23 protein-coding genes are annotated in these 21,091 nt (G+C 73.2%); 11 read left to right on the forward strand and 12 right to left on the reverse strand.

Annotation, left to right across the window (positions count from 1 at the left end; all coding sequences use genetic code 11):
* Positions 1–27 precede the first annotated feature (27 nt).
* The 3 genes from AB0F11_RS19610 to AB0F11_RS19620 form a co-directional block, all read right to left on the reverse strand.
* Positions 28–618 (reverse strand): hypothetical protein, encoded by a 591-nt coding sequence (locus AB0F11_RS19610; protein ID WP_362175031.1) that lies wholly within the window; start codon positions 616–618, stop codon positions 28–30.
* A 118-nt stretch (positions 619–736) separates the two neighbouring features.
* A complete protein-coding gene (locus tag AB0F11_RS19615; protein WP_362175034.1) occupies positions 737–1,228 on the reverse strand; it encodes an SRPBCC domain-containing protein in 492 nt (163 codons plus the stop codon).
* 128 nt (positions 1,229–1,356) lie between these two features.
* Complete coding sequence (locus AB0F11_RS19620) at positions 1,357–1,767, reverse strand: VOC family protein (protein WP_362175037.1); 411 nt, start codon at positions 1,765–1,767, stop codon at positions 1,357–1,359.
* A gap of 95 nt (positions 1,768–1,862) precedes the next feature.
* Between AB0F11_RS19620 and AB0F11_RS19625 the strand changes: the two genes are divergently transcribed.
* Both AB0F11_RS19625 and AB0F11_RS19630 read left to right on the forward strand, forming a co-directional pair.
* The gene (locus tag AB0F11_RS19625) at positions 1,863–2,345 is read left to right on the forward strand and encodes a MarR family transcriptional regulator (protein ID WP_362175040.1); all 483 of its coding nucleotides are present in this window, start codon (positions 1,863–1,865) and stop codon (positions 2,343–2,345) included.
* 203 nt (positions 2,346–2,548) lie between these two features.
* Positions 2,549–4,246, forward strand: a complete 1,698-nt coding sequence (locus tag AB0F11_RS19630) for a lytic transglycosylase domain-containing protein (RefSeq protein WP_362175043.1) — start codon at positions 2,549–2,551, stop codon at positions 4,244–4,246.
* A 659-nt stretch (positions 4,247–4,905) separates the two neighbouring features.
* Here AB0F11_RS19630 and AB0F11_RS19635 read toward each other — a convergent pair.
* A complete protein-coding gene (locus tag AB0F11_RS19635) occupies positions 4,906–5,109 on the reverse strand; it encodes a cold-shock protein (RefSeq protein ID WP_019707740.1) in 204 nt (67 codons plus the stop codon).
* Positions 5,110–5,347: 238 nt separating this feature from the next.
* Between AB0F11_RS19635 and AB0F11_RS19640 the strand changes: the two genes are divergently transcribed.
* The 6 genes from AB0F11_RS19640 (at position 5,348) to AB0F11_RS19665 (ending at position 12,268) form a co-directional block, all read left to right on the forward strand.
* Positions 5,348–6,199, forward strand: coding sequence for a menaquinone biosynthesis protein (locus tag AB0F11_RS19640; RefSeq protein ID WP_362175046.1), 852 nt, complete (start codon positions 5,348–5,350; stop codon positions 6,197–6,199).
* 406 nt (positions 6,200–6,605) lie between these two features.
* On the forward strand, positions 6,606–8,408 hold the full coding sequence (locus AB0F11_RS19645; protein WP_362175049.1) for a protein kinase: 1,803 nt from the start codon (positions 6,606–6,608) through the stop codon (positions 8,406–8,408).
* Between the two features lie 74 nt (positions 8,409–8,482).
* Positions 8,483–9,682, forward strand: a complete 1,200-nt coding sequence (mqnC, locus tag AB0F11_RS19650) for a cyclic dehypoxanthinyl futalosine synthase (protein ID WP_362175052.1) — start codon at positions 8,483–8,485, stop codon at positions 9,680–9,682.
* Positions 9,683–9,704: 22 nt separating this feature from the next.
* Positions 9,705–10,319, forward strand: coding sequence for a hypothetical protein (locus AB0F11_RS19655; protein ID WP_362175055.1), 615 nt, complete (start codon positions 9,705–9,707; stop codon positions 10,317–10,319).
* Between the two features lie 317 nt (positions 10,320–10,636).
* Positions 10,637–11,329, forward strand: coding sequence for a demethylmenaquinone methyltransferase (locus AB0F11_RS19660; protein ID WP_362175058.1), 693 nt, complete (start codon positions 10,637–10,639; stop codon positions 11,327–11,329).
* A 6-nt stretch (positions 11,330–11,335) separates the two neighbouring features.
* On the forward strand, positions 11,336–12,268 hold the full coding sequence (locus tag AB0F11_RS19665) for a glutaminase (RefSeq protein ID WP_362175061.1): 933 nt from the start codon (positions 11,336–11,338) through the stop codon (positions 12,266–12,268).
* A gap of 30 nt (positions 12,269–12,298) precedes the next feature.
* Here the strand turns inward: AB0F11_RS19665 and AB0F11_RS19670 are convergent, their stop codons facing one another.
* A complete protein-coding gene (locus AB0F11_RS19670) occupies positions 12,299–12,829 on the reverse strand; it encodes a GNAT family N-acetyltransferase (RefSeq protein WP_362175064.1) in 531 nt (176 codons plus the stop codon).
* Positions 12,830–12,926: 97 nt separating this feature from the next.
* On the opposite strand from AB0F11_RS19670, the gene AB0F11_RS19675 reads away from it, so the two are divergent.
* On the forward strand, positions 12,927–14,210 hold the full coding sequence (locus AB0F11_RS19675) for a geranylgeranyl reductase family protein (protein ID WP_362175067.1): 1,284 nt from the start codon (positions 12,927–12,929) through the stop codon (positions 14,208–14,210).
* Positions 14,211–14,271: 61 nt separating this feature from the next.
* Here AB0F11_RS19675 and AB0F11_RS19680 read toward each other — a convergent pair whose 3' ends face one another.
* From AB0F11_RS19680 to AB0F11_RS19710, 7 genes are read right to left on the reverse strand one after another with little or no spacing between them, the layout of a single operon-like run.
* Positions 14,272–14,718, reverse strand: a complete 447-nt coding sequence (locus tag AB0F11_RS19680; protein ID WP_362175070.1) for a DNA-binding protein — start codon at positions 14,716–14,718, stop codon at positions 14,272–14,274.
* A complete protein-coding gene (locus tag AB0F11_RS19685; protein WP_362175072.1) occupies positions 14,715–14,957 on the reverse strand; it encodes a hypothetical protein in 243 nt (80 codons plus the stop codon). The genes AB0F11_RS19680 and AB0F11_RS19685 overlap by 4 nt, the downstream gene beginning before the upstream one ends.
* 49 nt (positions 14,958–15,006) lie before the next feature.
* Positions 15,007–15,321 carry a hypothetical protein gene (locus tag AB0F11_RS19690; protein ID WP_362175075.1) on the reverse strand — a complete coding sequence of 105 codons (315 nt, stop codon included), beginning with the start codon at positions 15,319–15,321 and terminating at the stop codon, positions 15,007–15,009.
* 43 nt (positions 15,322–15,364) lie between these two features.
* Positions 15,365–16,639: an ABC transporter permease gene (locus AB0F11_RS19695; RefSeq protein WP_362175078.1), complete on the reverse strand. Its 1,275-nt coding sequence runs from the start codon at positions 16,637–16,639 to the stop codon at positions 15,365–15,367.
* Positions 16,636–17,310: an ABC transporter ATP-binding protein gene (locus tag AB0F11_RS19700; protein WP_362175081.1), complete on the reverse strand. Its 675-nt coding sequence runs from the start codon at positions 17,308–17,310 to the stop codon at positions 16,636–16,638. The genes AB0F11_RS19695 and AB0F11_RS19700 overlap by 4 nt, the downstream gene beginning before the upstream one ends.
* Positions 17,307–18,872 carry a peptidoglycan-binding domain-containing protein gene (locus tag AB0F11_RS19705; RefSeq protein WP_362175083.1) on the reverse strand — a complete coding sequence of 522 codons (1,566 nt, stop codon included), beginning with the start codon at positions 18,870–18,872 and terminating at the stop codon, positions 17,307–17,309. Before AB0F11_RS19705 ends, AB0F11_RS19700 begins: the two co-directional genes overlap by 4 nt.
* Positions 18,869–19,318, reverse strand: a complete 450-nt coding sequence (locus AB0F11_RS19710; protein ID WP_362175086.1) for a hypothetical protein — start codon at positions 19,316–19,318, stop codon at positions 18,869–18,871. Before AB0F11_RS19710 ends, AB0F11_RS19705 begins: the two co-directional genes overlap by 4 nt.
* Positions 19,319–19,579: 261 nt before the next feature.
* Between AB0F11_RS19710 and AB0F11_RS19715 the strand changes: the two genes are divergently transcribed.
* Positions 19,580–19,990 carry a hypothetical protein gene (locus AB0F11_RS19715; RefSeq protein ID WP_362175089.1) on the forward strand — a complete coding sequence of 137 codons (411 nt, stop codon included), beginning with the start codon at positions 19,580–19,582 and terminating at the stop codon, positions 19,988–19,990.
* Positions 19,991–20,013: 23 nt separating this feature from the next.
* Positions 20,014–21,015, forward strand: coding sequence for a hypothetical protein (locus tag AB0F11_RS19720; protein WP_362175092.1), 1,002 nt, complete (start codon positions 20,014–20,016; stop codon positions 21,013–21,015).
* Positions 21,016–21,091: the final 76 nt, after the last annotated feature.

Genomic DNA, 21,091 nt, shown 5'->3' on the forward strand with positions numbered 1-21,091 from the left:
GCGGCGGCGGTAGCCGTCCGTGCCGGCTCAGGACTTGAGGCTGAAGCCGCCCTTGATGGCCTTGTCGAACGGTGCCGGGGCCATGCACTTCGACAACGTCATGTCCGCCGGCCCCGACAGCCCGACGCGGGCCGGGCCGCCGCCCTTGCCGGGGACGTAGAAGCTCATGCCCATCCGGACGTGGTCCTTCAGCATCGCCTGGAAGGGGTCGTCCACGGGGAAGTCGGCGTCCTTCGGGTTGTTGCTGGCGGCGACGATCCGGCCGGTCACCGTCGCGTTGAGGCCGCCCTTGGTCACGCAATCGACCTCCATGTCGGCCCAGTACGTACGCGACACGCCGTTCGGGCGGACCATCTTGTGGGACAGGCGCAGGGTCCCCTCGGACTTCACCGGGAACCACGGGCTGTCCTTGGTGTAGGTTCCGCGGGCGTCGACGGTGACCTGGATGTCGTCGGCGGGTTCGGGGTATTCGAGGCGCGCCCACCCCTTGATGTGCGCGGTGGTCTCCGCCGCCGGAGGCGGCGGGGTGGCGGCCGAGGCGCTGGTCACGGGCACGGTCAGGGCGGCGGCCACGGCGAGGAGGGCGGCGATCCGGACGGTCTTGCTGCTGCGTCGCACGGTGGTGCTCCGATCGATGGAAGGAGAAGGCTGTCCCTCGATCCTCGTGAGCGGCGCTCTTCGGTACGTCCTCCGCCGGCAGGAAGTGCCTCCCCCGTACGGGGGGGTCGGCTGCTGCTCAGGGTGTACGCGACCCGCCGGTCAGGACCTCGTCCAGGTGCGCCAGGATCTGGTGCCAGGCCGATTCGTGCCGGTCGCGGGCGGCCTCGTCGTAGAACCCCGCGTGCGTCAGCCGCATGCGCATGCCGATCTGGTGGGGGGCCATCCGGACGGTGACCACCGTCTCCGCGCCCTCCGTGCCGCCGCGCCCCGTCACCCAGGTGAGCTCCACGAGCCGGCTGGGCTCCAGCCGCAGGAAGCGGCCGTAGTGCGGGTGTCGGGTCGGCGGTGTGCCCGGCTCCTGTGCGAACTCCGTTTCGAAGAAGAACGGCGCGTTCACCTCGGCCGTCATGACCACCGAGCCCGGAGCGGCGAACCAGCGGTCGAACTGCTCGGTCCACGCCACGTAGACCGTGTGCGGATCGGTCATCATCACGCGCTCCGCGGTGAGCTGGTGCGGGCGGTCCGACAGGTCGGGGACGCGGATCGGGTCGGTGGGCGCGGTAGGCACGGCACCGCAGCCTAGTGAGCCGGAGGCAGCGGGGGTGGGCACCACGCGGAAGAGCGAGGCGGGCGAGGCAGGCGCGGCGCGCAGGGCGGGGCAGGCGCGGCTGGCGGCGCGCAAGACGGTCCGGTCAGTCAGTACGACTGGAGCTCCCAGAGGTTGCCCTCGGGGTCGCGGACGTGGGCGCTGCGCAGGGTGGGGCCCCACTCCGGGCGGTCCGCGGGCGGGCCGGCCGGGGTGGCGCCGTGGGCCAGGCAGGCGGCGTAGGCGGTGTCGACGTCGGGTACGCGGCTGACCAGCATGGCCCGGTCGTCCGGGCCTGCCCCGGCCCCTGCCCCCGTCCCGTTCAGGGTGACCGTGGCGGCCATCGCCGCGCGGTCGAAGAGGGCCAGTACGCCCTGGCCGTCCACGTCCCAGGAGGCGTACGGGCCTTCGGCGGATCCGCGGGAGCGGGTCGCGCCGAGGAGGGCGGGGAGCAGGGCGTCGTAGAAGCGGAAGGTCTCGCCGAAGCGGCCGACCAGCAGCCGGGTGTGCAGGGCGTCCATGGGGGGCTCCGTTCCGTGGGAGTCGACTCGACATGTGCACGCGTCAGCAATTCATAGGTCGAAACCTATGATTGGTGGCAGCCTACAATGCCCCCATGGCTTCCCCCACCCCCCGACTGGCCGCCCTCACCCCCTACTTGCTCTCCAAGGTGGGCAAGACGGCCCGCACCCTCGTCGGTGAGCGGCTCGCCGCGCGCGGGCTCCGGCTGAGGGACATGGCCGTGCTCGCCGCGCTCGCCGACCGCGGGCCGCAGGCGCAGGCGCAGCGGGAGCTCGCCGGAGCACTCGAACTGCATCCGAGCGACGTGGCCAAGGTGCTCGACGGCCTGGCGCGGCTCGGGCACGTCGACCGCGAGCGCGATCCGGCCGACCGGCGGCGGGTGCTGGTGCGCATCAGCGGGCAGGGCCGCGGCCTGCTCGACGAGCTGACCGCCGAGACCGAGGCCGTACGGGACCACTTGCTGGCCCCCCTCGACGAGGCCGAGCGGGCCACCCTGCACGCGCTCCTGCTGCGCGTGTACGCGGGGACGGCGGCGGGGGCGGCGCCGGAGGCGGCAACCGGGCCGACACCAGGCTGATACCGCCCCGTACCCCCCTCAATCGGGCGTGTAGCGCCGCGCCTTGTGCGTTCGGTCGCAAGACCCGGGTGAAGCCGAGACGAATGGTGTGTCACATCTCCCGGGGCGGCGGTGAGTCGCGTCCGAATACCTGATAGACAGTGGATATTCACGGCTCGACCCGCCGTATGACTTGCCGGCCGCCTTGGGGGGATCGCCGCACTGTGAAGCCGCTTCACCGCCACCTCGTCAACACCTCGCGCAAGGTCCTGTGCACGGCCGCGCTCGCGGCCAGTCTGACGACCGCCGCCGTGGTGACCAACACCTCCACCGCCGACGCGGGCGAGTCGGAGCCGACCCCGGACAGCCCCCAGGCCACCGACCGCGGTGACGCCCGGCTCGACCTGCCGGACAACGTCGCGGACCCCGCCGTCCCGCCGGCCGCCGGTGCGGGCGAGGGGGCCAGCGGCATACCCGCGACCGCCCTCGACGCGTACAAGCGCGCCCAGACCGCGGTGGCCGCCGCGCTGCCGAACTGCAAGCTGCCGTGGGAGCTGCTCGCCGGCATCGGCCGCGTCGAGTCGGTCCACGCCTCCGGCTACGGGCTCAAGGCCGACGGCTACACCGAGCGCCCGATCCGCGGCCCCCAGCTGAACGGCCAGGGCTTCGCCGAGGTCAAGGACACCGACAAGGGAGAGTGGGACGGCGACGCCGTCTACGACAAGGCCGTCGGCCCGATGCAGTTCATCCCCTCCACCTGGGCCACCTGGGGCGCCGACGGCAACGGCGACTCCAAGCGCGACCCGAACAACATCTACGACGCCGCCCTGGGCGCGGGCCTCTACCTCTGCGCGGGCGACCGGAACCTCTCGGACGCGGCCCAGCTCGACAAGGCGATCCTCAGCTACAACAACTCGCGCGAGTACGTGAACACCGTGGTCGGGTTCATGCGCCAGTACCAGAGCGGCGCCACCCAGGTGCCCAACCCGCCGGCCGGGACCTACCAGCCGCCGACCTCCCCGGTGCTGCCGAACCCGCGCACGACGACGCCGACGCACACGACTCCCGGCCGGGGCACCTCACCGACCACCACACCGGGCAAGACCACGAACCCGACCGACCCGGCCAAGCCGACGCCGAAGCCCGAGCCGGAGAAGCCGACGCCGACGCCGACGCCCGCGCGCCTGGCGAAGCTGGAGGCGGTCGGCAGCACCGAGCTCAGGGCCGAGGCCGGCTCCGCGTTCACCGCGGTGCCGCGGATCAAGGCGGTGCTCAGCGACGGCAAGCCGGCGGCGAACCAGTTCATCCTGTTCGCGGTCGAGGACGACACGACGGACGGCACGAACTTCGGCAAGCCGGGCAAGGCCCACCTGGCGGTGCAGACCGACGCGGAGGGTGTGGCCGCCGCGCCCGGCCTGGTTGCGGGTGTGCAGGCGGGTACCTTCACGCTGCGGGCCACCGGGTACGACACCTCCAGCCAGTTCACGGTGAACTTCAAGGGCTTCGTCGCGGCCAAGCCGGCGCCGGCTCCCGCGGATCTGCTGACCCGTAGCGATGCGGGTGCGGCCAAGCCGCTGGAGGTCGTCGCCGGGCAGGCCGTGAAGGGTGTCGAGGTGCAGGCCACGGCGGGCGGCAAGGCCGTCGCCGGTACGCGGGTCACCGCCGGGCTGGTCGAGAAGAACGAGGCCGGACAGTGGGTGCCGGTGGATCCGGCCAAGGCCAAGGGTCCTTGGTTCAAGGGGGCCAAGGACGGCGAGAAGCTGTTCAGTGCGGACCTGGGGCCGTCCGGTGTCGACGGGAAGATCGTGGTGCCGGAGCTGCTGACCGGGGATGTCGCCCCGGGCACGTATCACCTGCGGTTGATCACCAAGGAGAACGTGGTTCTGGTGCTGGACGTTAAGGTCACCGCCGCCCAGGCGTAGTGGTTGTCGTGGCCTGATGCGGTGCCGTCCCGGGGGTCGGGGTGGCACCGCTCCGGCGTTTGCCGGGTCGTTCCGGGCCGGGCCCGGCCGGGCCCGGCCGTTCCGTTTCCGGTCTGGTCCGTGCGGTGCAGGGCCGGGCCCGGTGCGGGGGCGCGGGCGGGTGTGCCGCTGCGCGCAGCAGTTCCCCTCCCCGCCCCTTCCCGAAACCGGGACTCCGCCCCGGACCCCGTTCGCCTCAAACGCCGGCGGGGCTGGGATGGTCCGGCGGGGCTGGAAGACCCGGGCGCTCCGCGCCCGGTGCGCTCAAACGCCGCGCGGGCTGGATTGTGCCGCTGCGCGGCAATTCCAGCCCCGCCGGCGTTTGAGGCGCTGGGGGTCCCCCAGCGGTAGCTGGGGGAGGGTCCGGGGGCGGAGCCCCCGATCTTTGACGGGTCCGGGCGGAGCCCGGGGCGGGGAGGGGACAGGCCCCGCGCAGCGGGACCCGCGCCGCGCCGGCCCGCAGCCGCATCCCGCCCCACCCCCGGCCGGGATCCGGCCGCGGCCCGCGCTAGGCCCCGCGCCCCCCGGAGGGAAAAGGCAGGAGCCCTGCCCCTCCGCGCAAGCGGAGGGGCAGGGCTCCTTGGGTACTGCTTCCAACCGCGACGGTTGGCCCGGGTCGATTAGACCGGGGTGACGTTCTCCGCCTGGGGACCCTTCGGACCCTGCGTGACGTCGAAGTTCACGGTCTGGTTCTCCTCGAGGGAGCGGAAGCCAGACGCGTTGATCGCGGAGTAGTGGACGAAGACATCCGGGCCGCCGCCGTCCTGGGCGATGAAGCCGAAGCCCTTTTCAGCGTTGAACCACTTCACGGTTCCGGTAGCCATGAGCCCTCCTATGGGCCAAAGGGTCGCCCTGCTCCAGAACCTGCTAAGAAGTCTGAAAACTACAAAAGCCTGCGGGTCACATTCTCCGCAGGCTTCGTACTGCAAGGGAAACCAAACTGCAACTTGCCTTGAAGCCTAGCACGCACAGGGTCGCCGAGACCAGAGGGAAAGATCACGTCACCCGGACGTTTGAGACCCGCGGGAAGGCTGACGCAGGGCCTCCGGCTAGTCTCGCGATGTGGACCTCTATCGCAGCCGGCCCCGCGTGGGCCACATTCAGTTCCTGAACTGCCTTCCCCTCTACTGGGGACTGGCCAGAACCGGCACGCTGCTGGACCTGGAGCTGAGCAAGGACACGCCCGAGAAGCTCAGTGAGCAGCTCGTGCGGGGCGAGCTGGACATCGCGCCGGTCACCCTGGTGGAGTTCCTGCGCAATGCCGATCAGCTGGTGGCCTTCCCCGATCTCGCAGTCGGCTGCGACGGCCCGGTGATGTCCTGCGTGATCGTGTCCCAGGTGCCGCTGGACCGTCTCGACGGTGCCCGCGTCGCCCTCGGCTCGACCTCCCGGACCTCCGTACGGCTGGCCCAGCTGCTGCTGTCCGAGCAGTACGGGGTCCGGCCCGACTACTTCTCCTGCCCGCCCGACCTGGGGCTGATGATGCAGGAGGCCGACGCGGCCGTGCTGATCGGCGACGCCGCGCTGCGCGCCTCGCTGCACGATGCGCCCCGGCTCGGCCTGGAGGTGCACGACCTGGGGCTGATGTGGAAGGAGTGGACCGGGCTGCCGTTCGTCTTCGCCGTCTGGGCCACCCGCAAGGAGTACCTGGACCGCGAGCCGGGCGTGGTCCGCGAGGTGCACGGGGCCTTTCTGGAGTCCCGCGACATCTCCCTGGAGGAGGTCGCCAAGGTGGCCGAGCAGGCGGCCCGCTGGGAGGCCTTCGACGCGGCCCTGCTGGAGCGGTACTTCACCACGCTCGACTTCCGCTTCGGGCCGGAACAGCTCGCCGGCGTACGGGAATTCGCGCGTCGTACGGGGTCCGCGACGGGGTATCCGGCGGATGTCCGGGTGGAGCTGCTGACGGCGTCCTGACCGTTTCCGGGGCCGGTTTCGGTGATCGATTGCGTGATCGGTCCGGCGGTCGTCCGCGGTCGGTCCGGCGGTCGGTCCGCGGTCGTGTGATCGGTTTATCGGATGTCGCCGGCGGTCCGGTTTGTTTCCCGCGAATTCCGGATCTTTTCGCATTCCGGATGCCCGGCCGCAAATGAAATGGCGAGGTCCGGACCCGCGGCCCGCCCGCATGCGGAACCCTCGCCCGGGCGACACGGTGTCGTCGGCCCCGACCAGCAGGCTCGGTGCAGATGCCCGCAGGGATCCAGCCCGGCGGAACGGCCCCGACCGGTACCGGAACACCCCTAAGGTGCTGCTGGGCGGTCCGCTCCGGATCACGCCCGCCAGGCGAAGGCACACGCGAGGCACCACGGGGGAGGGGGACGCGATGCAGCCGCTCGAGGCCGACGAACCGCGGACCATCGGCGCATACCGGCTGCTGGGCCGGCTCGGCTCGGGCGGCATGGGGCGCGTGTACCTGGGCCGCAGCGCGGGCGGACGGACGGTGGCCGTCAAGATCGTGCACCCGCATTTCGCGTCCGACACGGAGTTCCGCGAGCGCTTCCGCCGCGAGGTGGATGCCGCGCGGCGGGTCGGCGGCGAGTGGACCGCGCCCGTACTGGACGCCGACCCCGAGGCGCCGGTGCCGTGGGTGGCGACCGGGTACGTGGCAGGGCCGTCCCTGGCCGGGGCGGTGGCCGCGCACGGGCCGCTCCCGCACGGCTCGGTACGGGCCGTCGGCGAGGGCCTGGCCCGCGCCCTGGTGGCCGTGCACGGCCTCGGGCTCGTCCACCGCGACGTGAAGCCCTCGAACGTGATGCTGACCGTCGACGGGCCCCGCCTGATCGACTTCGGGATCGCCCGGGCCACCGACGGCACCGCCTCCCTCACCTCCACCGGGGTCTCCATCGGCTCCCCCGGCTACATGTCGCCCGAGCAGATCCTCGGCAAGGGCGTCACCGCCGCCGCCGACGTGTTCTCCCTCGGCGCGGTGCTGGCCTTCGCGGCGACCGGGCGGCCCCCCTTCACCGGCGACAACTCGGCGACCCTGCTCTACAAGGTCGTCCACGAGGCGCCCGACCTGGACGAGGTTCCCGCTGAGGACGGGCTGCGCGAGCTGGTCGCGGCCTGCCTGGACAAGTCGGCCGCCGCCCGGCCCACCCCGGAGCAGGTCGCGGCGGCCCTCGACGGGGCCCTGCTCGCCCCCGGCCGGCTGCCCGCCCCCGTACTGGAGGAGGCCAGCCGCGCGGCCGTGGCCCTGCTCGACCTGGAGGCCGCCGCGCCCGAGGACGAGCCGAGGCAGGTGCCGTTCGCGACGCCCTCGTACGGGGACCGGGTGCCCGTCGGCGGGCCCGGCATCGGGTCCTTCGGCGCGCCCGACCCCTCCTACGGGGACCCGGCCGGGGCCTCGTACGCCGCGCCGGCGGGGCCGTACGGGACGCCGACGCCCGCGCCGGGGCAGACGCCGACGCAGACCGGCGGCGGTGCGGCCTCCGTGCCGCAGCCGCGGACCGCGCCGGGCCACGCAGGCGCCGGCGACGGCGCCGGGCGCAAGGTCACCGTCACCGCGGCCGGGCGGCGCCTCAGCTGCACGGTGGTGGTCGCCGCGGCCGCCGTACTGGCTGCCCTGTCCGGCGGGCTGTACGGGCTCGGCCTGCTGCCCGGTGGCGGCAGGGACGCGAAGGAGGGGGGAGTGACGGCCACTCCGCCGGCCGCCTCCGAGTCGGACGACACCTCCCCGACGCCCTCGGAGTCGGACTCGGACGAGTCCTCCACGCCGAGTCCGGACGCGAGCGAGAGCGAGGGCGGCGGCGGCAGCTGGGGGACCCGGCACGACGTGCCCAAGGAGATCGTCGGCACCTGGAAGGGCACGGTCACCACCGCCCGGATGGGCGTCAGCACCGAGTTCGAGATCACCATCAAGGCCGGCAAGGTCGGCGAGGTCGTCGGCCGGGACAAGTCGGTCCTCCCGGTCTTCAACACCGACTGCAGCGGCAACTGGAAGCTCGGCGCCGCCACCGACCACTCCGTCATCCTGGACACCACCGGCAACCCCAACCCCGCCCCGGGCATCTGCTCCAAGGGCTCCGACGACGAGCGCTTCACCCTCAAGGCGAACGGAAAGCTCCACTACCGCTCGGGCGACGGCGCCGCCGGCAACCCGGAGGGCGACCTGACCCGCATCCCGTGAAATCCCCGCACGGGCCCTGGCGTAGGCTGGCTCGGTCCGGACCTCTTGACACACCGCCGAAGGGTGACGCACCGGTGACCGACCAGGCCGCTCTCCAGTCTGTCCTCGACCGCGCCGCCGCAGGGGGCCGGATCACCAAGGAGGAGGCGCTCGACCTCTACCGGCACGCCCCGCTGCACGCGCTGGGCCAGGCCGCCGACGCGGTGCGCCGCCGCCGCTACGCCGGCACCGAGCACATCGCCACGTACATCATCGAGCGCAACATCAACTACACCAACGTGTGCGTCACGGCGTGCAAGTTCTGCGCCTTCTACGCGGCCCCGAAGGACACCAAGAAGGGCTGGACCCGCGACCTCGACGACATCCTGCGCCGCTGCGCGGAGACCGTCGAGCTCGGTGGCACGCAGGTGATGTTCCAGGGCGGGCACCACCCCGACTACGGGGTGGAGTACTACGAGGAGCACTTCGCCGCCATCAAGAAGGCCTTCCCGCAGCTGGTCATCCACTCCCTCGGCGCGTCCGAGGTCGAGCACATGGCCCGCATCTCCGGCGTCAGCGCCGAGGAGGCCATCCGCCGCATCCACGCCGCCGGCCTGGACTCCTTCGCGGGCGCCGGCGCCGAACTGCTGCCGGAGCGGCCGCGCAAGGCGATCGCCCCGCTGAAGGAGTCCGGCGAGCGCTGGCTGGAGATCATGGAGCTCGCCCACAACCTGGGCGTGGAGTCCACCTCCACCATGCTGATGGGCACCGGGGAGACCAACGCCGAGCGCATCGAGCACATCGCGATGATCCGGGACGTGCAGGACCGCACGGGCGGCTTCCGCGCGTTCATCCCGTACACGTACCAGCCCGAGAACAACCACCTCAAGGGCCGGACCCAGGCGACGGTCTTCGAGTACCTGCGCATGATCGCGATCGCGCGGCTGTTCCTGGACAACGTCGCCCACATCCAGGGCTCCTGGCTGACCGTCGGCAAGGAGGCCGGGCAGCTCGCCCTGCACTACGGCGCGGACGACCTCGGCTCCATCATGCTCGAGGAGAACGTGGTCTCCTCGGCCGGCGCCAAGCACCGCTCCAACCGCCAGGAGATCATCGACCTGATCCGCAAGGCGGGGCGCGTGCCGGCGCAGCGCGCGACGACGTACGAGCACCTCGTCGTGCACGAGGACCCGGCGAACGACCCGGTCGACGACCGCGTGGTCTCGCACATCTCCTCCACGGCGATCGAGGGCGGCACGGCGCACCCCGAGCTGAAGCTGATCTCGACGCAGTGATCCGGCTGCTGCTGCCACCGCCATGCTGACGCTGCACACCGCGGAGCTGCTGGTCGCCGGGGCCGGGACCGTGCCGGTGCCCGGCGGGGCGGTGCTCGTCGAGGGTGACCGGATCGCCGGGGTCGGGCCGTACGAGGAGCTCGGCGCGGCCCGGCCGCATGCGCGGGTGCGGCGCTGGCCCGGGGTGCTGACGCCGGGGCTGGTGGTGCACGGGGCGCGGGAGCTGCTGGAGGAGACGTACTACCCCGACGAGGCGTACGAGGCTGCCGTCGTCGCCGAGCCGGGGTCTTCCGAGGCCCGGTGGGGCGGTAGTGCGCGGCGGGGGACGCAGAAGCTGCTGGCCCGTGGGGTGGTGGCCGTGACGGGCCGGCTCACCGTGCCGGCGGTCCGCACGGCGGTGGCCCGGTCGGGCCTGGTTTTGCTGCCGCCGGTTGCCTCGGCGGCGGTGCCGGCCTCCCTGGACCCGTTCGCGGGCCGGGCGGCTGCCGAGGAAGCCTTCCTCGGGGGCCTGGAGCCGGGTGCCCCCGCCCGCTTCGCGGTCTTCGCGGTGCCGGGCTTGGCCGAGTTGCCGGCGCTGGGCGCCACCACCTGCGTGGCCACCGTCATCGGCGGCCGCCTCCTCCACCGCCGCCGCTGACCGGCCGTCTCCCGCTGCCGCTGCCGCTGCCGCTGCGCGGAGCCAGTCCCCTCCCCGCCCCTTCCCGAAAGCGGGTCCTGCGGCCCCGGCCCCCGCTCGCCTCAATCGCCGGCGGGGCTGAAGGACCCGGGCGCTCCGCGCCCGGTGCGCTCAACGCCGCGCGGGGTCCGGGCGGAGCCCGGTTTCGGGAAGGGGCGGGGAGGGGAACGGCTCCGCGCAGCGGGAGGTGGTGGGGGCCGGTCCAGCCCGGGCGGCGGCCTGAGAGGATGGACTCCGACCGTCAATCGGAACCCACCGCACCTGAGGGGCCCACGCCAGTGACCCGCGCTTCCCTGGACAAGCAGCCGCACGAAGTCGCCTCCATGTTCGACGGCGTGGCGGCGAACTACGACCTCACCAACGACGTGCTCTCCCTCGGCCAGGCCCGCCTGTGGCGCAAGGAGGTCGCCAAGGCGGTCGCCGCCCGCCCCGGGCACACGGTGCTGGACCTGGCCGCGGGGACCGCGACCTCCTCGCTGCCGTTCGCCGCGACGGGCGCGTACGTCGTGCCGTGCGACTTCTCCCTCGGCATGCTCCGCGAGGGCAAGAAGAAGCACGCCTGGCTCCCCCTGACCGCCGGCGACGCGACGAAGCTGCCGTTCAAGGACGACGTCTTCGACACCGTGACGATCTCCTTCGGCCTGCGCAACGTGCAGGACACCGACGCCGCGCTGCGCGAGCTGTACCGGGTGACCAAGCCCGGCGGCCAGGTCGTCATCTGCGAGTTCTCGCAGCCCACGTGGGGCCCGTTCCGTACGGTGTACATGGAGTACCTGATGCGCGCCCTGCCGCCGGTGGCCCGCGCGGTGTCCTCCAACCCGGAGGCGTACGTGTACCTCGCCGAGTCGATCCGGGAGTGGCCCGAGCAGCCAGCGCTGGCGGCGCTGCTGCAGAAGGCCGGCTGGTCGAAGGTGGCCTGGCGCAACCTCAGCGGCGGCATCGTCGCGCTGCACCGCGGCGTCAAGGCCTGAGCTGCCGTGGGGGTGCACACCGGGCCGCTCGTCCACGCGGGGCTGCTGGAGCAGATCGCCGCGGACGTGGCCCCGCTGGTCGGCAGCGGTACGCCCGCCGAGTACATCCCCGCCCTGGCGACGGTGGACCCGCGCCGGTTCGGGATGGCGGTGGCCGACCTCGACGGGAACGTCTTCGGGGTCGGGGACTGGCAGGTGCCGTTCTCGGCGCAGTCCATCACCAAGGTCTTCGCGCTGGCGCTGGCGCTCGCCGAGGGCGGTGACAGCCTGTGGGAGCGGGTGGGCCGCGAGCCGTCGGGCAACCCGTTCAACTCGCTGGTGCAGCTGGAGTACGAGAACGGCATCCCGCGCAATCCGTTCATCAACGCGGGCGCCCTCGTCGTCACCGACCGGCTGCAGACGCTGACCGGCGACGCGAGCAGTGAGCTGCTGGAGTTCCTGCGCAAGGAGAGCGGCAACCCGGACGTCTGCTTCGACGCCGAGGTCGCCGCCTCCGAGCACGAGCACGGCGACCGCAACGCGGCGCTGGCCCACTTCATGGCCTCGTACGGGAACATCGACAACCCGGTGCCGGCCCTGCTCGACCACTACTTCTGGCAGTGCTCGATCGAGATGAGCTGCGCCGACCTGGCCCGCGCCGGGCTGTTCCTGGCCCGGCACGGGCTGCGTGCCGACGGCTCGCGACTGCTGACGCGCAGCGAGGCCAAGCAGATCAACGCGGTGATGATGACCTGCGGGACGTACGACGCGGCGGGCGAGTTCGCCTACCGCGTCGGCCTGCCCGGCAAGAGCGGGGTCGGCGGCGGCATCGTCGCCGTCGTCCCGGGGCTGTGCTCCCTCGCGGTGTGGAGCCCGGGGCTGGACAGCCGCGGCAACTCGGTGGCGGGCGTGGCGGCCCTGGACCGGTTCACGACCCTGACCGGGCTGTCCGTCTTCTGACTTCCGTCTTCTGACGTCCGACCGGCGCCCTCAGAACGTGAGGGCGTAGCGGCGGCCCCTGCGGGTGCCGCCGGGGAGGGGGAAGGTGTCCTCCAGGGTCATGCCGAGGCGTTCGGCCACCGCCGACGAGCGGACGTTCGCCTCGTCGATCATCGCGACGACGCGGGGGACGCCCGCGGCGCGGACCCGCTCCAGGGTCGCCAGCGCGGCGGCGTACGCGTAGCCCTTGCCCCAGGCGGAGCGGGCCAGGCGCCAGCCGATCTCGATCTCGCCGACGGGGCCCCACGCCTTCTCGGCGGGCCACGGCTGGGCGCCGGTGAAGCCGAGGACCTCGCCGTCGTCGTCCAGCAGCGTCCACAGGCAGTAGCCGAGCTGTGCGTCGTGCATCCGCTGGCGCGCCGTGAACTCCTCGTACGCGGACAGCTCGGCCGGGCCGCCGAGGAACTCCATCACGGCGGGGTCGGCGAAGACGTGGTGCCAGGCGTGCGCGTCCTCGTCGGTGGGCACCCGCAGCTGCACCGCGGGGAGCGGCCGGGTCGACGACGTCGGCGAGGTTGTCATCTGGTAACCCTTCGGATTCGCGATCTCTCTTGCTGCATAGACTGCACATGTCCTGTGCCGCCCGGCACCCTTATTCGAGCCTTCGGGAGACCCCGCAGTGACCGAGCACCTCTCCGAACACTCCGCGGACGTGATCGTCGTCGGGGCCGGGCCCGCCGGCTCGACCACCGCCCACTACCTCGCCAAGGCCGGACTGGACGTCCTGCTGCTGGAGAAGACGGCGTTCCCGCGCGAGAAGGTCTGCGGTGACGGCCTGACGCCGCGGGCGACGAAGCAGCTGGTGGCGATGGGCATCGACATCTCCGAAGAAGCCGGCTGGCTGCGCAACAAGGGCCTGCGGATCATCGGCGGCGGGCAGCGGCTGCAGCTGGACTGGCCGGAACTCGCCTCCTTCCCGGACTACGGACTCGTGCGCAAGCGCGACGACTTCGACGAGACGCTGGCCCGTCAGGCGCAGAAGGCGGGCGCCCGGCTGTACGAGCGGTGCAACGTGGGCGAGCCGGTGCGCGACGCCCGGACCGGGCGCATCACCGGCGTGCACGCCAAGCTGGGCGAGGAGAAGACCCCGGTCACCTTCCACGCCCCGCTGGTCGTCGCGGCCGACGGCAACTCCTCGCGCCTGTCGCTGGCGATGGGCCTGCACCGGCGCGAGGACCGCCCGATGGGCGTCGCGGTGCGTACGTACTTCACCTCGCCGCGGCACGACGACGACTACCTGGAGTCCTGGCTGGAGCTGTGGGACCGGCGCGGCCCGCAGGACCGGCTGCTGCCCGGCTACGGCTGGATCTTCGGCATGGGCGACGGCACGTCGAACGTCGGCCTCGGCATCCTGAACTCCTCCTCCGCCTTCCGGGAGCTGGACTGGCGCGAGGTGCTCAAGGCGTGGTGCGCGTCCATGCCGGAGGACTGGGGCTACACCCCGGAGAACATGACGCAGCCGATCCGCGGTGCGGCGCTGCCGATGGCGTTCAACCGGCAGCCGCACTACACCAAGGGGCTGCTGCTCGTCGGTGACGCGGGCGGGCTCGTCAACCCGTTCAACGGCGAGGGCATCGCCTACGCGATGGAGTCCGGGAAGATCGCGGCGGACGTGATCGTGCAGGCCGTGGCCCGGGCGACGCCGGCGCAGCGGGAGCTGGCGCTGCACAACTACCCGAAGGTGCTCAAGGAGACCTACGGCGGCTACTACTCGCTGGGCCGCGCCTTCGTGAAGCTGATCGGGAACCCGAAGGTCATGAAGGTCGCCACGCAGCGCGGCCTGACGCACCCGGTGCTGATGCGGTTCACGCTGAAGATGCTGGCCAACCTGACCGATCCGGCGGGCGGCGACGCGATGGACCGCATCATCAACGGCCTCTCGAAGGTGGCCCCCCGGGCCTGACGGTGGCCTGCCGGGTCGCGAGGCACGAGGCCGAGCGGCCCGGCGAACGCCGGGGGAACCCTCAGGCGTTGACGATTTTCACCGTCGGCCCGCCGGGGAGTTCCCGGGCAGCCTTGCACAGGGCCGGAATGTGCGACGTGTCGGACGTGACGAGCAGCACCGGAGGTGTGCACAGCGCGGCAGTGGCCACGACGAGTGCATCCACCAGGCATTCGTGTCCGTCGAGGCCCGAAGCGTCCAGCAGCTTCGCCGCGGCGTCCGTCACCGCGTCACTGACCGGCTTGACGTCGAAACGGGACAGCAGGAACTGCAGCCGCTTGGCGGCGTCGCCGGTCCGGCGCACCTCCAAGGGGGTCAAGGCAGACAGGGCTACGCGCCGGCCGCTCTGCTGAGCAACCTCGATGCGCGCCCGCATTCCCTCGTCGCCGTCGACGTGCAGGGAAAGCCCTTGGGCGTCCAGGAAGAGCGTGCCTTCTCTCTTGGGCTTGATCTTGAGGCGCTTGCTCACCACTCCTGTTCCGCCTGCCGCCGTGCTTCGGCGGAGACGGGGCCGAACGCCTTGCGGTCGGCGGCCACGATCTCCCGGAGCTTCTGAGCGGCGAGCCACTCCTCCAAGGCTTCGGCCACGACGGAGGAGAAGCCGTTCTTGCCCGTGCGCTCCTCGACTTCCTTGATCAGCGATTGCGCCAGCGATACGGATCTCTTACCGGCCCGCTCGGTGGGCTGGGGGACTGCATGGCTGCTCATGGTTAAAACGTAACACCGCCGGTAGGAAAAATCGTGGCGGAGGAGTTGCTCAGGCGGGCCAAACCGGGGCATCCCCGGTGCGGGGCGGTTCGTCCAGTGCGGCGGGATCCTGCGGGGCGCCGGGACCGTGGACCGCGCGGATGGAGCGGGTGAGGAGGGTTGCGCCCCACAGCAGCATGGCCAGGGCCACCGTCCAGGTGAGGCCGAGCAGGGCCGGGTGGCCCGGCTTGTGCCACGGGCGGGTGGTGTTCAGCAGCAAGCCGCCGGCGGCGAGGAGGAAGAGACCGGCCGCGGCGGGGGCCGCGGTGGGATCGCCCGGGCCGGGACCGGGGCTGCCGGGGTCCTCGTACGGTCCGGTGTCCACGGGACCACCACCTCCACGGATCCGTACGCTCGACTGCACCCGGCTATCTTCGCAGGGCCTCGGCCGGTTCGACACGGGCCGCCCGCAGCGCGGGGTGAACACCGGCGAGCAGGCCGGTCAGGAGTCCGGCGAGCGGGGCGGCGGCGACCGTCAGCGGGTGGATCACGGGGGTCCAGGCGCGGGCCAAGGCGACGGCGACCACCGTGAGTTCGCCCAGCGAGGTGCCGACCAGGCCGCCCAGGGCGCCCAAAGCGGCCGATTCCAACAGGAATTGCGCCGATATGTGGCGGCCGCGGGCCCCGAGCGCCCGCCGCAGCCCGATCTCCCCGGTCCGCTCCAGCACGGCGACGAGCGTGGTGTTCGCGATCCCGACCGCGCCGATGACCAGGCAGATCCCGGCGAGCAGCAGGAACAGCGCGCTGAGGTCGGAGGTCACGGCCGAGCGCAGCATCCGGGGGTCGGGCGGCGGTACGGCCTTCAGGTGCTCGGGGTGGTCCGGGCGCAGGGCGAGCGGGGCGAGCTCGGCGACCTGCCGGGCGGCGCCGAGCTCGGTGTCGATGAGCATGGTCGCCTGCGCGGGCCCGGGCGGGCCCCACAGCTCCTCGGCGGTGGCCCGGGGCACCAGGACCGACATCAGGTGCTCCGGTTTGCGGCCGACGTCGGCGAGGACGCCCGCGACGGTGAACGGCTCCTGGCCGACGTACACGACGGGCCGGGTGGCCAGGGTGGTGATGCCGAGGCGGTCGGCGACGCCGCTGCCGATGACGGCGACGCGCTGGCGGGTCCGCTCGGCGAAGTCGTCGTAGAGCCGGCCCTGCCCGAGGACCGGGGCGAGGGCGGCGACGGCCCCCGGGGAGGCGGCCACGACGGACACCCCGCCGGTGCCGGCTCCGGCGCCGGTGCCTGCGGCGGGGCCCGCGGACGGGGGCAGGGCCGCGATCGGGGTCGTGGTGTCCAGGCGTACGGTCCACAGCACCCCGGCGTGGGCGATGCCCGCCACCTGCCGCAGCCGGGCCTCGGCGTCCGCGGGGAAGGCCGGGGCCGCGAACTCGTCGTGCTGCCCGGCCACGTCCTCGACGGTGACCTCGGTGGCGGTCAGGGCGGTGAACCGGCCGTCGATCTGGGAGGAGAGGGTGGCGGTCAGCCCCAGCACCGCCACGAAACTGCCGACGCCGAGGACGGTGCCGAGCGCGGTCAGCACCGTCCGGCCGGGGCGGCGCAGCATGCCGGCGACGGCCTCGGACACCGCGTCGCGGACCGACAGCCGGGTCAGGGGGACGGCGGCGCCCGACGGTGCGGGCGGCGTACGGGGCCTCACCCGGACACCCGCCCGTCGCGGATGGCCAGGCTGCGGCGGCCGCGGGCGGCGACCGCCGGATCGTGGGTGATGACCAGGACGGTCATGCCGGCGGCGTGCAGTTCGTCCAGCAGGGCCAGGACCGAGCCGGCGTTGGCCGAGTCGAGGTTGCCGGTGGGCTCGTCGCAGAGCAGCAGCGAGGGCTCGGAGACCAGGGCGCGGGCGATCGCGACCCGCTGGCGCTCGCCGCCGGACAGCCGGCCCGGGACGGCGTCCGCGCGGTGCCCGAGCCCGACCCGGCCGAGGGCGTCGCGGGCCCGTACGAGGCGTTCGGCGCGGGGCACTTCGGTGTACAGCATGGCGAGGGTGACGTTCTCCAGGGCCGAGCGGTGGGGCAGCAGGTGGAAGGACTGGAACACGAACCCGATCCGCCGCCCGCGCAGGGCGGTGCGCTCCCGGTCGGGCAGGGCGGCGGTGTCGATCCCGTCGAGGAGGTACCGGCCGGCGGTGGGCGCGTCGAGCAGCCCGGCGACGTTGAGGAAGGTGGACTTCCCGGAGCCGGAAGGCCCCACGACGGTGATGAACTCCCCCCGCTCCACGGTCAGCCCGCACGGCTGCAGCGCCGCCACGGGAGGCGTCCCGGGGTACGTGAGCCCGACCCCGCGGAACTCGATCACGGGCGGCCGCGTCACCGGCGGGCTTCCTTCCGGGGGCCCGCGGTGGTCCCGACGACCACCCGGGTGCCGGGGGCGAGGGCGCCCTGCCGGGTCGGGGTCACCGAGACGAAGCCGTCGCCCGTGGTGCCGGTGCGGACCTCCACCCGGTGCTGCGCGCTGCCGTCGGGGGCGACGGCGGTGACGACGGTGCGGCCGTCCGCGCCCGCGGAGACCGCGGTGACCGGCACCACCAGGGCCGCGCCGTCGGTGGCGGCGGACTCCACGGTCAGCCGTACGTCCTGCCCGGCCAGGGCCGCCGGCAGCGCCCCCTCGGCGCGGACGACCATCCGGTGGCCGAGGTCCGCCGCGCCGCTCCCGCCGCCGGGGCCGGAGCCGCCGCCCTTGGCGTCCTGGCTGCCGCCGCCCTGGCCCTGTTGCGCGCCCCCGGCCCGCCCGGAGGAGCGCTCGGCGGCCACCAGGGCCACCTTGCCCCGGAGGTCGGTGCCGACGGCCTCGGAGGAGATCACCACCGGCATCCCGGCGCGCAGCAGCTGCTTCTTGTCGTCCTTCAGGTACGCCTCCACCACCAGCTCCCCGGCCGACACGGTCAGGACCGCCCCGGTCACGGGGGCGCCGATCTGCGCCCCGATCGAGCCGACCCGGGCGGGGAAGCCCGAGAGGAACACCGCCTCGGAGGCGGGCAGCATCGGCCCGTCGGCGGCCTCCGCGGCCCGCAGCGCGGCCCGGGCCTCGACGAGGGCCTGGCGGGCCCGGGCCAGCTCCCTCGCGCCTGCGTCGGCCGCCGCCTTGGAGCCGGCGGCCGGCTCGGCCGTGGGGGCGGTGGCGGTGGCGGGCGTGGCCTGGGTCCCGGCGGCGGGCTTGCCGGCGTCCGCCTCTCCGGGCTGCACCCCGCTGCCCTGCGCGCCGGCTCCCTGTGCCCCGCTGCCCTGTGCCCCGGCGGCCTGGGCCTCGGCGTCCTCCACGGCCCACTCGGCCGAGCGGACCGCGTCGCGCGCCGCCTTCAGCGCCGCCCCGCCGTCGGCCACGGCGGGCAGCGGCTCGTAGCCGATGGCCTTGTACCGGTCCCTCAGCGCAGCCTTCGTACCCGGCCCGAAGACGCCCTTGGCGTCCCCGCCCGGGTCGTGGCCGAGCGCACGCAGGGCCTGCTGCAGCTGTGCGACGTCGTCGCCGGTGGCCCCCGGCCGCAGGTCCCGGTACATCGGCAGGCCGCCGTGCAGGGCGAACACCGGCCGCCCGGACACCTCGGCGAGCAGCTGCCCGGCCGTGACGGCGTCCCCGGCCTTCAGCGGCAGCTTGGTCACCACGGCCGCTCCCGCGCCCTCGCCGGAGCGCATGCCCTGCGGGGAGACGGCGACGCTCTGGTCGGCGGTGACGGTGCCGCGCATGACGACCCGGGTGGCGAGGACGCGCTGCTCGACCTCGGCGGTCAGCGGGCGCTGTACGGGCGGCCCGGTCTCGGCGGCGACCTGTGCGGGCGATTTCACCAGCGCGGTGGCCACCAGCCCGCCGACGGCCATCAGCGCGGCCGCGCCGACCACCGCGAGCACGGCGCGGCGCCCCCGGTCGAGTGTGCTCACCTGGCCGGGCGGCACTTCGCCAGGGCCGCGGCGTGCCGGGTCTTGAGTGCGGCCCACTGCTCGGGGGCGGCCTTGGTCTGGTCGACCTCGCCGGTGGCCGGGTCGGGGTCCGGGTACCAGGTGACGCCCTCGGCGCGCAGGCATTCGGACTGCTTGCGTGCGGCGGCCAGTTCCTCCGCGGTGGGCGGGGCCGGTGTCTTCGGTGCCGGGTTCAGGGCGGCGCAGGCCGTGTGCGCGGCTTCGTTCCAGGGCTTGGTCTTGTCCTCGCGCGGCGCCCCGGAATCGGTGTGGACGACGGCGACGCCCTGCTTTTCCAGGCAGTCGAAGTAGGCGATTTCCTGCGCGGTCGGCGGCGGACTGTCGCTCGCCTCGGGTTCCTTGTCGCCGCTGCATGCCGTCAGGGAAAGGGTCAGCAGGAGCAGGGCGGCGATATTGCGTGCGTGCACGGCTTGATTCCCCAGACCGAGAGAAATGGAATTTGCGCGTCCGTGTGCGGAGGGTGTCCGCCGGCGCGCGTCGGCCGATAGTAGGAACTTGTGTTGCGGCAGCACAAGTTACCGATCAGGCAACAGAAATGACTGTCCATCAGGTGAGAAACGCTCTTTCCTGCCGCCCTCCTCGCCTGTTGAATCCCAGGCCGGGCACGCGCGGTCATGCGGCCGTTGCGGCCTGCCGTCGAGACCACCGAGGAATGAGGAGCGCGAAAAATGGACAAGGGAATGCGGAAAATCGCCGTGGGCTGCGCGGCCGTCTTTTCGGCCTGCGCGACGGTTCTGGCCGTCGCAGGCCCGTCGGCCGCTTACGGCAAGGACGGGAACCTGGAAGTCGACGAGTTCGGCCTGTACTGGACGACGAACCGGGGCGGCTGCGTTTTCGATCTGTACGGCGAGGACCTCAACTTCAGCGACGACTACTTCAAGTCCGGCTGCTCCGGCGGCGGCCAGAAGGTCAACGACAACACCGAGTCCTACTGGAACCGGGACGTGTACGCCTGGAAGGTCGGCACCGATGCGGGCCTCGACGGCAATGTCGGCGAAATCCCCAGCAACTACTGGGGCAACGCGTCCACCAACTTCAAGAACAAGATCAGCTCTGCCACCTACACCTTCCACGCCTGATCCGGGCGAAGGAGCCTGACCCGATGCGCACCGCCCGCCGTCCCCGCCCCCGCCGACCGGGCCCGCGCCCGCGCCGGCCCCTCGCACCGGCCGCCGTCCTGCTGGCGGCCGCCCTCCTGGCCGGCTGCTCCGGCGGGGACGGCGGCGGGGCGCAGGGCGAGCCCGAGCTCGGTCCCGTCGCCGTGTCCCCGGCCACCGCCTCGATCGCGCTGCCGATGGACGCGTACACGGACACCGAGGCCGAGTCGGCCCGCATGGGCCGGGTCCAGGAGGGGCTCGTCGCGCGGTGCATGGCCCGGTACGGGTTCACCTACGAGGGCGTCTCCACCGCCGCGCCGACCGGCGGCGGCGCCCCCGAGGACCGGCACCGGTACCTGTTCGGCCTGGCCGACCCGGAGTACGCGGCGGCCCACGGGTACGACAAGACCGCGGGCGCCGGGCGTCCGGCCAAGCCGGCGCCGCCGCAGTTGAGCGACAGCGCGTACACGGTGCTGCACGGCGAGGTCCCGGGCGGCGGGCAGGGCGCGAAGGCACCCGACGCCAAGAGCGAGGAGGAGGCCGCCGGCGTGGACAGCGGGATCGAGGTCGGCGGGATGAAGGTGCCGGCCGGCGGCTGCGGGCGCGAGGGCTACCGGAAGCTGTACGCGCCGACGAAGGACAGCGTGGACCTGCTGTTCGCGTTCGGCCTGGCCTCGGAGGCGCACGAGCGCGCCAAGGGGGACTCCCGGGTCGTGGAGGTCCTCGCCAAGTGGTCGGCCTGTATGGGTTCGTCCGGATACGGCGGGATCCCGACACCGTACGAGCTGGTCGGGAAGCTCGGGTTGGACGGGGACCTGGCCGGGCCGAAGGCCGTCGCGGCCGCCAAGGCCGACGTGGCGTGCAAGCGCGAGGTGAACCTGGTCGGCATCTGGGCCGCGGTCGAGAAGGCCTATCAGGACCGGCTCGTGGAGCAGCACGCCGAGACGCTCGCGCTGTACCAGCGGCAGCGCGAGGCCCGCTTCAAGCTGGCGGCCCGGCTCGGCTGAGCCGCCGCGGCGCTGCAGCACGGCGAAGGGCCGGTACTCCACCCCCGAGCGGGGGAGTACCGGCCCTTCGCCGTGC

Source organism: Streptomyces sp. NPDC032472 (assembly GCF_040636955.1).
In the GTDB taxonomy this organism is placed as follows: Bacteria; Actinomycetota; Actinomycetes; order Streptomycetales; family Streptomycetaceae; genus Streptomyces.